Here is an 11,773-nt window from a genome sequence, read left to right as displayed (position 1 = left end):
TCGACCGACACAACTGACTGAACGGACACCCAATATGGTCCTCTGGGAGTACTTCACAGCCCCCCTCATCGTGCACAACACGACAGCCATCCTGAACAACTTCGGGTCGGAGGGATGGGAGCTCGTCCAGGTTCTCCAGACGCCCGAGGGTGGCCTCGTCGCCTATCTTAAGCGCCCCGTGCAGGCCGCCTGATGGGCGCGATCGACGATCGCCTGGCCGAGCTCGGCATCACCATCCCCGACGTCGCCGCCCCGGCGGGCGCCTACGTTCCGGCGATCCTGGTGGGCACGACCGTCTACACGGCGGGCCAGCTGCCCTTCGTCGACGGGGCCCTGCCTGCCACCGGCAAGGTCGGGGCCGAGGTCGACGCGGAGGACGCACACGGCTACGCGCGCCAGGCCGTCCTGAACGCGCTCGCCGCGGCCAGGAGCGTGATCGGCGACCTCGACCGCGTCACGCAGATCGTCAAGGTGACCGGGTTCGTCGCCTCCGACCCCGCTTTTACGGGCCAGCCCGGCGTCATCAACGGCGCCTCGAACGTGCTCGGCGAGATCTTCGGCGATGCGGGCAGGCACGCGCGCAGCGCGGTCGGCGTCGCGGTGCTGCCCCTGGACTCTCCCGTCGAAGTGGAGATCATCCTCGAGATCGAGTGATCGGTGGCGGCTCGGGACGACGCCGGACGACGCTACAAGGCAGCGGAGATGACCGTCATCACGCTGGTGTCGGCGAGGGTGGTCGTATCGCCGACCTCGCGCCCCTCGGCGACGTCGCGGAGCAGCCGCCGCATGATCTTGCCCGATCTCGTCTTGGGCAGTTCCTGCACGATCATGACGGTCTTGGGCTTCGCGATCGCCCCGATCTCGTGGCCGACGTGGGCGCGGAGGGCGGCGACCGCGTCTTCGGGGCTCATCGAGTCGACCTGCGAGGTGCGCAGGATCACGAACGCCACGACGGCCTGGCCGGTCGTCTCGTCGGCAGCGCCGACCACCGCGGCCTCGGCGACGAGCGGGTGCGACACGAGCGCCGACTCGATCTCGGCGGTCGAGAGGCGGTGGCCCGACACGTTCATGACGTCGTCGACGCGCCCGAGCAGCCAGATGTCTCCGTCGTCGTCCTTGCGGGCGCCGTCGCCGGCGAAGTAGTAGCCCTTGTCGGCGAACTTCTCCCAGTAGGTCTCCCTGTAGCGGTCGGGGTCGCCCCAGATGCCGCGGAGCATCGACGGCCAGGGCTCGGTGATGACGAGCAGCCCGCCCTCGCCGCGGCCGACCGGCTCGCCGTGGTCGTCGACGACGTCGATCGCGACCCCCGGGAGCGGCACCTGCGCCGCGCCCGGCTTCAGCGTCGTGATGCCGGGGAGCGCGGAGATCATGATCGACCCGGTCTCGGTCTGCCACCAGGTGTCGACGATCGGCGTGATGCCGCCGCCGATGACGTCGCGGTACCAGACCCACGCCTCGGGGTTGATCGGCTCGCCCACGCTGCCCAGCAGCCGGAGCGACGACAGGTCGCGCGACGCGGGGATCTGCCGGCCGGCCTTCATGAAGCCGCGGATCGCCGTCGGGGCCGCGTAGAAGAGCGTGACCCCGTACTTCTCGATGATGTCCCACCAGCGGCCCGGCTCAGGGCTGTCGGGGGTGCCCTCGTAGATGACCTGGGTCGCGCCGTTGGCCAGCGGGCCGTAGACGACGTAGGTGTGGCCGGTGATCCAGCCGATGTCGGCCGTCGACCAGTACACGTCGGTGTCGGCGTGGAGGTCGAAGACGTTGCGGTGCGAGTATGCGGCGCCCGTCAGGTACCCGCCGGAAGTGTGCAGGATCCCCTTCGGCTTCCCGGTCGTGCCGGAGGTGTACAGGATGAAGAGGGGGTGCTCCGCCGGGAAGGCCTGTGCGACGTGGTCGTCGCCGCTTCGTGCGATCGCATCGTGCCACCAGAGGTCGCGACCGTCGTGCCAGTCGACGGGGTTCTCGCCGCGCTTGACGACGATCACCGTGTCGACGGTGCTCGCGCCGTGCAGCGCCTCGTCGAGGGCCTCGTCGACCGCGGGCTTGAGCGGCGACACCGCGCCCTTGCGCCACCCGCCGTCGGCCGTGATGACCACCTTGGCTCCCGCATCGTCGACGCGGGCCCGGATGCTCTCGGCACTGAATCCGCCGAAGACGACGGAGTGGATCGCGCCGATACGCGCCACGGCCAGCATCGAGATGACGGCCTCGGGGATGAGCGGGAGGTAGATGACGACGCGGTCGCCCTCCGTGACCCCCAGGTCGAGCAGCATGTTCGCTGCGCGCTTGACCTCGCGAGTGAGCTCCGCGTACGTCAGGGTGCGGGTGTCGCCCGGCTCGCCCTCCCAGTGGATGGCGACGCGGTCGCCCAGACCTGCCTCGACGTGACGGTCGAGGCAGTTGTAGGCGACGTTGAGAGCGCCGTCGTCGAACCACTTCGCGAACGGCGGGTTCGACCAGTCGAGCACGCGAGTGAACGGCTTCGACCAGGTGACGAGCTCGCGCGCCTGGTCTGCCCAGAACCCCAGACGGTCGGCTGCGGCTCGCTCGGCCAGCGCCGGAGTCGCGACGGCCTGCCCGGTGAAGGCCTCGTCGGGGGCGAATCGGCGGGTCTCCACGAGGAGGTTGTCGATGTTGTCGGGCATGGGCGTCCTTTCGCATCATTGCGAGGTCTGATCGGCGTGCTCCGGATGACGCTACTCCGGCTCCGGATGCGTTCAGTTGCGACCTCGCCGGGGCGCGCGGAAAGCGGTCGCCGTGCCGGGCGGAAGGCGGTCGAGAATGTCGCTTGCGTGCAGGACGGTTTGGGGTACACTCAATGCAGTCGGATTCGTTCCGGCTGGCGGCGCTACCGATTCCCCCCAATCGCGCGCTGCCGTGGCGGCACCCGTTCCCCCCAACTGGTGCCGCCCCTCTCTTTTAACCCGACGGGTTTCGTCCCTCACCCGTTCGGCGTCCTGCTCGGTCGTCTCCGGGTGTCGGCGAATTGGCTGGACGACCACTCAGCCGTCTTCCTCTCCACAGGCCCCAGATCCCCGCGGAATCGCGGCGGCGCCTGGGGATGACGCCTCCGTGGCCGCTCCGCCGACCTACGGTCGGCTATGGCCAGCGCACAGCCCCGATCCCCTGACGATCCCGCACCCTCGACGAGTGACGGGTCACCCGTTCGATTCGTGCCCTCACCCGCCGATGCGGCCTCCGTGCTTCGGGGGACGACCGATCAGATCGGGGTACGATTCGGGGTACGTCGTGCTGTACCCCGTCAGTTCGGTGCGCTGACCCCGCTGGTGGCTGCCGAGGGTGTCACCGACGTCTTCGTGAATGCCGGCGGCGAGGTCTGGACGACGGGCGACTCCGGGGCCGCGCGGGTTCGCGCGGCCGACCTCGACCCGGCCGAGGTGAGGCGCCTCGCCACCACGCTGATCGGGCTCGGCGGGCGCCATGTCGACGACAGCTCGCCCTTCGCCGACGTCCGACTCGCCGACGGTATCCGGGTCCACGCCGTCCTGCCGCCCGTGTCGCCCGGCGGCGCCCTGCTCTCGATCCGCGTCCCGGCGACGGCGCGGCTCGGCCTCGACGACCTCGAGCGCGGCGGCTTCTTCGACATCGTGCCGCGCGCCGAGCTGGCCGACCATGTGCGGAGGCGGTCGAATCTGCTGATCACCGGGGCCACCGGCAGCGGCAAGACGACCCTGCTCGGCGCGCTGCTCGCCCAGGCGCCGCCGACCGACCGGCTGGTCACGATCGAAGATGTGGCGGAGCTCCGGATCGCGCACCCGCACGTCGTCTCGCTGGAGGCCCGCCAGGCGAACGTCGAGGGGGCCGGGCGCATCGACCTCGCTCAGCTCGTCCGCGAGGCCCTGCGCATGCGGCCCGACCGCCTGATCGTGGGGGAGTGCCGCGGAGCCGAGCTGCGCGAGATGCTGTCGGCCCTCACGACCGGGCACGACGGCGGCTCCGGAACCCTCCACGCCAGCGGGGTGGAGGCGGTCGCCGCCCGACTCGAGTCGCTCGGGGCGCTCGCGGGCCTCGACCCGGAGGCCCTGGCACGGCAGGCGGTCGAGGCCTTCGACGTCGTCGTGCACGTCGCCGCGACGGCCGAGGGGCGGCGGGTCGAGGCCACGGCGACGCTCGAGCTCGACGGGCGCGGACGGCTGGTGGCGCGGCGCGAGAGGAGGGATCGGTGAGGTGGCGCCGAGTTCCTGCGCCCGAGGCCCTGTCGGCCGGCCCGGCGATGTCTCGGCTGGCCGCTCTGCTCGAGGCGGGCGTGGCTCCCGCGGTCGCGTGGCGCCATCTGGCCGACAGGGCGAGAGGGGCGCAGGAACTCCGCGTCCTGGCCGCCACCGCCGAGGCGACCGCCGCGGGAGGCTCCGGGGCGTCGGCTCTCGCCCGGGCGGTCGCGAGCGCGCCTCCCGAGGCGGTCGCCCGCGCCGAGTGGCTTCAGGTCGCGGCGGCGTGGCACGTCGCCGAGGCCACCGGAGCACCCCTGGCGGCCACGCTCCGCGCCGGCGCCGAAGCCGCCCGCGACCTCGCCCAGGCGCGGCGGGAGGCGTCGGTCGCGGCGGCCGGCCCTCGCGCCACGGCGCGAATCGTGCTCGCACTGCCGGCCGTGGGAGTGCTGCTCGCCGTGCTCATGGGCGTCGACGCGCCGCGGGTGCTGTTCGCCACGCCGGCCGGATGGATCTGCCTCGTCGGCGCGGGCCTGCTCGTCGGCGCCGCCCGGGCCTGGAACGCCAGGCTCTTCCGGGCCGCGGCCCCGCCCGACGGCATCCCGGGGCTCGAGCTCGAGCTCGTCGCGATCGGCCTGTCGGGCGGCGGCGGGTGGGGGAGGGCGCGGGCCTGCGCCGCGTCGGCGCTGGAGGCCTTCTGTCCGGGGCCTGCGTCGGCTGCCTCTGCTGCCTCGGTGCTGTCGGCCGCCTCCGCGCTGGACGACATCGAGGCGCTGTCGGTCGGGGCCGGCGTGCCGGGGGCGGCGCTGCTGCGGGGTGCCGCCGACGAGCTGCGGCGCGAGGCTCGCGCTCGGGCAGCCGCGGACGTCGAGCGGCTTGGCGTGCGGCTGATGCTGCCGCTCGGCATCTGCGTGCTGCCGGCGTTCGTGCTGGTCGGGGTGGTCCCCCTGGGGATCGCTCTCCTCAGGGGCGGGGCGTGAGGCGGGTTGTCCACAGATGCGGCGCCCGAGACCTGCGGCATCGCTCGGGTGGCGAGGCTGGGATCTCCCCAGTGAAAGGAATCGCATGACTCTCTCCCGTTCTCGTTCTCGCCTCCGCACCCGCCTTCGCCTGTTCGTCCGCGACGACACCGGCGCGGTGACCGCCGAGTACGCGATCGTCATCATGGCCGCCGTGGCGCTCGCCGGCACGCTCGTCACGATCCTGCGTTCGGGCCAGGTGAAGCAGGTTCTCCTCGATCTGGTGCAGCGTGCTCTCACCGTGGCGTGACGACGGGTCGGTCACCGTCGAGTTCGCTCTCGTGGCACCCGCTGTCGTGCTCCTGCTGGGCGGGGCGGCGAGCGTGCTCGGCGTGCTGGCCGGGGCCGTCGCGCTCGCCGATGCGGCCGGCGTGGTCGCGCGGGCCGAGGGCAGAGGAGACGAGGCCGCCGCGGCGTCCGCCGTTGCGCGACTCGTGCCCGACGCCCGGGTGGAGGTGAGCGGCGACGACCCGGTGTGCGTCCGGCTGTCGCGAACGGCGCCGCTGCCGCTGCTCGGCGCGCTCGTCCCGTTGGAGGCCCACAGCTGCGCGGCGGGCGGAGGCGAGTGACCCGGGGCGTCTCGGCGGTGGTCGGGGACACCGGGTCGGCGTCGATCGCGTTGGTCGCCGTCGTCGCCTCCGTGGCCGTTCTGACCGCCGCGGGGGTGTCGGTGGCCGCTCGCCTCATCGACGGTCACGCCCTCGCCGCCGCGGCGGATGCCTCCGCCCTGGTCGCGGCTGATGTGGCATCCGGACGTTCGCCGGGTGTTCCCTGCGCGGCGGCCGAGCGCCTGGCGAGGGCCAACCGGGCTCGCGTCGATGCCTGCGCAATAGAAGGGCTCGTGGCGACCGTCCGCCTCGTCCGGGCGGGGGCACTCGGCGATCTGTCGGCTACGGCGACTGCGGGGCCTCCGGGTTCCCCGCCAGGCCGAACGGTCGGCCGGCTCGGCACCGGTCCACGGCCCGCTCTCTGTCGGCGCAGAGGAATGAACGGCGAGACCCGGGCGCTGTGTGTGTATGGTGTGCCTGTCGGATGCACCGACACGGCGACGCACCGATCGCCTGGCGATGATGCCGTCGCGCATCCGGGCCGGCGCACGCTCTCCTCTATAAGACAGAGACACGAGCTCGTCGCAACCAAGTCGTCTGCGCGATTCGCAGACAGTCTTTTCCACCATCCAAGGAGTCCCGTGGCAGACACGAAGAAGCTGGTCATCGTCGAGTCGCCCGCGAAGGCGAAGACGATCGGCCAGTATCTGGGCAGCGGATACGAGGTGCTCGCCTCGGTCGGGCACATCCGCGACCTCGTCGAGCCCAAGAACCTCCCGGCCGACAAGAAGACGGGCTCGCTCGGCAAGTTCTCGGTCGACGTCGAGAACGGCTTCGAGCCCTACTACGTCGTGTCGGACGCGAAGAAGAAGACGGTCGCCGATCTGAAGCGCGCGCTGAAGAACGCCGACGAGCTCTACCTCGCCACTGATGAGGACCGCGAGGGCGAGGCCATCGCGTGGCACCTCCTGCAGGAGCTCAAGCCCAAGGTGCCCGTCAAGCGCATGGTCTTCCACGAGATCACCAAAGACGCCATCCAGAAGGCCCAGGAGAACACCCGCGAGCTCGACACAGCTCTCGTCGACGCCCAGGAGACCCGCCGCATCCTCGACCGCCTCTACGGCTACGAGGTCTCGCCCGTGCTCTGGCGCAAGGTCGGCCCCGGCCTGTCCGCCGGCCGCGTGCAGTCGGCCGCGACCCGTCTCGTCGTCGACCGGGAGCGCGAGCGCCTCGCGTTCGTCTCCGCCAACTACTGGGACCTCTCGGGCATCTTCTCGCCCACGCCGGAGCGCTCGCCCTTCGCGGCGCGCCTCGTCCGCGTCGACGGCAGCCGCGTCGCCTCCGGTCGCGACTACGACGACCGCGGCCAGATCAAAGGCGACGTCACCGCGCTGGACGCCGAGTCGGCGCAGGCGCTCGCCGCAGCGCTCTACGCGCCCGGTGTCGGCGTGGTCGTGCAGTCGGTGGAGTCCAAGCCCTACACGCGCCGGCCCGCCGCCCCGTTCACGACCTCGACGCTTCAGCAGGAGGCGGCGCGCAAGCTCCGCTTCTCGGCCCGCCAGACGATGAGCGTGGCGCAGTCGCTCTACGAGAACGGCCACATCACCTACATGCGAACCGACTCGCCGTCGCTGTCGCAGCAGGCGATCACCGCGGCCCGCACCCAGGCCGCGAAGCTCTACGGCTCCGACACCGTGCCCGAGAAGGTCCGCGTCTACACGGGCAAGAGCAAGAACGCCCAGGAGGCGCACGAGGCGATCCGTCCGTCGGGCGACACCTTCAAGACGCCGACCGAGCTGCAGAGCACGCTCCGCGGCAACGACTGGAAGCTCTACGACCTGATCTGGAAGCGCACCGTCGCCTCGCAGATGGCCGACGCCAAGGGCTCCACGGCGTCCGTCGTCGTCGCGGCCACCACGGCGTCGCCCGTCACCGGGATCGCGAAGGACGGTGCCTCGAGCACCGTCGCCGAGTTCGTCGCGACCGGTACCGTCATCACCTTCCGCGGATTCCTCGCCGCCTACGAGGAGGGCCAGGACGAAGAGCGCCACTCGTCCGACGCCGCTCCGGCCGACGATGCCAAGCTCCCCGTGCTCAAGGAGGGCCAGGCGCTCGTCATCGACGACGTCGAGGCCAAGGGGCACGACACCTCCGCTCCGCCGCGCTACACCGAGGCGAGCCTCGTCAAGACGCTCGAAGAGCTCGGGATCGGGCGCCCCTCGACCTACGCTGCGATCATGTCGACCATCGTCGACCGCGGCTACGTCACGCCGCGCGGCACGGCCCTCGTGCCGAACTGGATCGCCTTCTCGGTGGTACGCCTGCTCGAGGACTACTTCGGCGATCTCGTCGAGTACGACTTCACCGCGTCGATGGAAGACGACCTCGACCTCATCGCCGGCGGCGAGGCCGATCGGGTCGAATGGCTGAACGGCTTCTACTTCGGCAACGAGTCGCACCGCGGCCTCCGCAAGGTCGTCGACAACCTCGGCGAGATCGACGCGCGCGACATCAACTCGATCGACCTCGGCGAGGGCATGACCCTTCGCATCGGCCGCTACGGGCCGTACCTCGAGACGCCGGGCGACGACCCCGAGACGCCTCGCCGCGTCAACGTGCCCGAAGACCTGGCGCCCGACGAGCTCACCCCCGCCAAAGCGCGCGAGCTCATCGACGCCCCGGTGATCGGCGACCGCGTGCTCGGCCTCAACCCCGACTCGGGCAAGGAGGTCGTCGCGAAGGACGGCCGCTTCGGACCCTACGTCACCGAGCGCCCCGTCGAGGTGCCCGAGGACGACATCGCGGCCGACTCCGAGACCGGCGAGATCCTCGAGCCGGCGGCCACTTCCGCATCGGGCACGACGCTGACCAAGGCGCCCGCGAAGAAGGCTCCTGCGAAGAAGGCCCCCGCCAAGAAGGCGGCTGCTCCCAAGGAGCGCACCGCGTCGCTCTTCAAGTCGATGGACGTCGACTCGATCGACCTCACGACCGCTCTCAAGCTGCTCGATCTGCCGCGCATCGTCGGCGTCGACCCCGAGTCGGGCGACGAGATCCAGGCGCAGAACGGCCGATACGGGCCTTACCTCAAGAAGGGCGCCGACACCCGGTCGCTCACCAGCGAGGATCAGATCTTCGAGGTCGACCTGGCGGGAGCTCTCGAGCTCTACGCGCAGCCCAAGTACGGCGCCCGGCGCGCGTCGAGCGCCCTCAAGGAGTTCGAGGCACCCGACCCGGTCAGCGGCAAGGCGATCAAGATCAAGGACGGCCGTTTCGGCGCCTACGTCACCGACGGCGAGACGAACGCGACGATCCCGCGCGGCGAGACCGTCGAAGAGGTCGACTTCGACCGCGCCGTGCAGCTGATCGCCGACAAGCGCGCCAAGGGCCCTGCGAAGAAGCCCGCGGCGAAGAAGGCTCCGGCCAAGAAGCCGGCCGCCAAGAAGCCGGCCGCCAAGAAGCCCGCCGCGAAGAAGCCCGCCGCCGCCAAGACCACCGCCGCCACGAAGCCTGCGGCGACCGAGTCCGAGTAGTGTCCGGCCTCTTCATCACGCTCGAGGGGGGAGACGGCGTCGGCAAGTCGACGCAGGCCGCCCTGCTCGAGACCTGGCTCACCGAGCAGGGGCAGACGGTCGTGCGCACGCGCGAGCCCGGCGGCACCGACCTCGGCGCCGAGATCCGCATGATGGTGCTGCACCGGCGCGGCCACATCGCCCCGCGCGCCGAGGCCCTCCTCTACGCGGCCGACCGCGCCCAGCACGTGTCGACGCTCGTTCGCCCCGCGCTCGAGCGCGGCGAGGTCGTGCTCCAGGACCGCTACCTCGACTCGTCCGTCGCCTACCAGGGCGCCGGCCGGGTGCTCGGCGGCGACGAGGTCCGGGACCTATCTCTCTGGGCGGCCGAGGGCCTCCTGCCCGATCTGACCGTGCTGCTCGACCTCGACGAGACCGCGAGCCGCGCCCGTCTCGACTCCGACGCGAAGGAGTACGACCGGCTCGAGGCCGAGGCCGCCGACTTCCACGCGCGGGTCCGACGCGCCTTCCTGGCCCTGGCCGATGCCGAGCCCGAGCGCTTCCTCGTGATCGACGCCACCCGCAGCCGCGACGACATCGCCGCGGTCATCCAGGCGCGCGTCCGAGAGCTGGTGGGCTGACCGTGGGCTTCTGGGATCACCTCACCGGCCAGGACGACGCCATCCGCTCCCTCCGCGCGGCCGCGTCGACGGCGCCCGGCAACCGCGCCATGTCGCACTCCTGGCTGATCACCGGCCCGCCCGGCTCTGGCCGCTCCAACCTCGCCTACGCGTTCGCCGCGGCGCTGCTGTCGCGCGGACCGGCCGACGAAGACGCCACTCTCGCCCAGGTGCACGCCCGGTCGCACCCCGACCTCGCCGTTCTGAGCACCGACCGCGTCATCATCAAGATCGACGAAGTCCGCGAACTGGTCAGGAACTCGCAGTACTCGCCGTCGGTCGGCCGCTACCGCGTGGTCGTCGTCGAGGATGCCGACCGCATGACCGAGCAGACCTCGAACGTGCTCCTCAAGGCACTCGAGGAGCCCCCGTCGAGCACGGTCTGGATCCTCTGCGCGCCGAGCGAGGCGGACCTCATCCCGACGATCCGGTCGAGGGTGCGATCAGTGCGGCTGCGAGTTCCTGCGCCCGCTGACGTGGCCACGCTCCTCCGCGAGAGAGACGGCATCGACGCCGGGACGGCGCTGCTGGCCGCGCGCGAAGCGCAGAGCCACATCGGGATGGCGAGACGCCTGGCGACCGACCCCGAGGCCCGCGCGAGACGCCGCCAGACCCTCGACACGGTGCTGTCGATCCGGTCCGTGTCGGACGCCGTCGTGGCCGCCGGCGTGCTGCTCGCGGTCGCCGGCGACGACGCCAAGGCCTTCACCGCCGAGCGGGACGAGCAGGAGCGGGAGAGCGCCCTCCGATCGCTCGGAGTAGCACCGGGCGGCACGATCCCGCCGGCCCTGCGCTCGCAGATGCGGACCCTCGAGGAAGACCAGAAGCGCCGCGCCACGAGGTCGCTGCGCGACGGGATCGACCGCATCCTCGTCGACCTGCTCTCGCTCTACCGCGACATCCTGCTGCTTCAGCTGGGCGGCGTCGACGAGCCCATCAACGACAGCATCCGGCCCCGGCTCGATCAGGCTGCGCAGTCGTCGACCGCGGCCTCGACGCTGCGGGTGCTCGACGCCGTGCAGACGGCTCGCGAGCGGGTCGACCGGAACGTCGCCGCCCTGCTGGCCCTCGAGGCGATGCTCATCGCGGTGAGCCGTCACTCCACCCGATAGGTGCACGGTCAGCAGTTTCGCCAGCGCGTAGGCCAAGATGGTCGCATGACCGACCCGCAACCCGGCCTTCGCGAACGCAAACGACTCGCAACGCGGCGAGCCATCCAGGTGGCAGTGCTGCGCCTCGTCCGCGACAGGGGATACGACGCCGTCACCGTCGACATGATCGCGAACGACGCCGACGTGTCGCCCCGCACGTTCTTCAACTACTTCTCGTCGAAAGAGGAGGCCGTCGTCGGCGACCCGCCTCTCGTGCCCGACGGCGAGGCTCTCGACCGGTTCGTCAGCGCCCGCGGCCGCGACCTCGTGCTCTCGGACGTCGTCGGCATCCTCGAGGCCGCGACCGAGGAGTTCCTCACCGACCGCGAGCTCGTCGTAGCCCGCCGCGCGGTCCTGCGCGACCACCCCGAGCTGTTCGCCCGCCGCAACGCCTCCATGCACGAGTTCGAAGCCCAGATCCAAGACCTCGTCGGCCGGCGGCTCGCCGCCGACGACCCCGGCCTGGCCGCCGACGCCGACCGCCTCGCCAGCGAATCGCACCTCGCGGGCCTCGTCGTGATGGCGACCCTCCGCCACGCCTGGGCCGAGTGGATCGAGCAGAAGCCGGTCGAGCTCGGCGCCGCCGAGATCGAGCACACCCTCCGGCAACACCTCGAGCACAGCTTCACGACGCTCGGAACACTGTGGTCACGACAAGGCTCCGCGATCGGGTAATGTATCTGACTGTGCGTTC

Annotated in this window: 11 protein-coding genes; 10 read left to right on the top strand and 1 reads right to left on the bottom strand. The window is 71.4% G+C overall.

From position 1 onward, the window contains the following. The first annotated feature begins 34 nt into the window (after positions 1-34). Positions 35-193, top strand: a complete 159-nt coding sequence (gene sp36, locus AC3CBB_RS09715; protein ID WP_199738302.1) for a Sp36 family protein — start codon at positions 35-37, stop codon at positions 191-193. Continuing rightward, positions 193-654, top strand: coding sequence for a RidA family protein (locus AC3CBB_RS09710; RefSeq protein ID WP_123507360.1), 462 nt, complete (start codon positions 193-195; stop codon positions 652-654). The genes sp36 and AC3CBB_RS09710 overlap by 1 nt, the downstream gene beginning before the upstream one ends. A 32-nt stretch (positions 655-686) precedes the next feature. Here the strand turns inward: AC3CBB_RS09710 and acs are convergent, their stop codons facing one another. Next, positions 687-2,648 carry an acetate--CoA ligase gene (acs, locus tag AC3CBB_RS09705; RefSeq protein WP_488624420.1) on the bottom strand — a complete coding sequence of 654 codons (1,962 nt, stop codon included), beginning with the start codon at positions 2,646-2,648 and terminating at the stop codon, positions 687-689. Positions 2,649-3,290: 642 nt separating this feature from the next. On the opposite strand from acs, the gene AC3CBB_RS09700 reads away from it, so the two are divergent. The 8 genes from AC3CBB_RS09700 to AC3CBB_RS09665 all read left to right on the top strand — a co-directional run bounded on the left by AC3CBB_RS09700 (position 3,291) and on the right by AC3CBB_RS09665 (position 11,754). After that, entirely contained in the window at positions 3,291-4,190 is a 900-nt protein-coding gene (locus AC3CBB_RS09700; RefSeq protein ID WP_488624419.1) for a TadA family conjugal transfer-associated ATPase, read from the top strand. Next, positions 4,187-5,152, top strand: coding sequence for a type II secretion system F family protein (locus AC3CBB_RS09695; protein WP_488624418.1), 966 nt, complete (start codon positions 4,187-4,189; stop codon positions 5,150-5,152). The genes AC3CBB_RS09700 and AC3CBB_RS09695 overlap by 4 nt, the downstream gene beginning before the upstream one ends. An 85-nt stretch (positions 5,153-5,237) precedes the next feature. After that, positions 5,238-5,441, top strand: coding sequence for a DUF4244 domain-containing protein (locus AC3CBB_RS09690; protein WP_488624417.1), 204 nt, complete (start codon positions 5,238-5,240; stop codon positions 5,439-5,441). Then, entirely contained in the window at positions 5,422-5,760 is a 339-nt protein-coding gene (locus AC3CBB_RS09685) for a TadE family protein (RefSeq protein WP_488624416.1), read from the top strand. The genes AC3CBB_RS09690 and AC3CBB_RS09685 overlap by 20 nt, the downstream gene beginning before the upstream one ends. Before the next feature lie 620 nt (positions 5,761-6,380). Further along, positions 6,381-9,269: a type I DNA topoisomerase gene (gene topA / locus AC3CBB_RS09680; protein ID WP_488624415.1), complete on the top strand. Its 2,889-nt coding sequence runs from the start codon at positions 6,381-6,383 to the stop codon at positions 9,267-9,269. Next, positions 9,269-9,889 carry a dTMP kinase gene (gene tmk / locus AC3CBB_RS09675; RefSeq protein WP_488624414.1) on the top strand — a complete coding sequence of 207 codons (621 nt, stop codon included), beginning with the start codon at positions 9,269-9,271 and terminating at the stop codon, positions 9,887-9,889. Before topA ends, tmk begins: the two co-directional genes overlap by 1 nt. Positions 9,890-9,891: 2 nt before the next feature. After that, positions 9,892-11,040, top strand: a complete 1,149-nt coding sequence (locus AC3CBB_RS09670) for a DNA polymerase III subunit delta' (protein WP_123507346.1) — start codon at positions 9,892-9,894, stop codon at positions 11,038-11,040. Positions 11,041-11,085: 45 nt separating this feature from the next. Beyond that, a complete protein-coding gene (locus AC3CBB_RS09665; protein WP_123507344.1) occupies positions 11,086-11,754 on the top strand; it encodes a TetR/AcrR family transcriptional regulator in 669 nt (222 codons plus the stop codon). The last annotated feature ends 19 nt before the right edge of the window (positions 11,755-11,773 follow it).

Source organism: Frondihabitans sp. OV104 (genome assembly GCF_057787745.1).
This window is presented reverse-complemented; position numbering and strand designations above follow the sequence as displayed.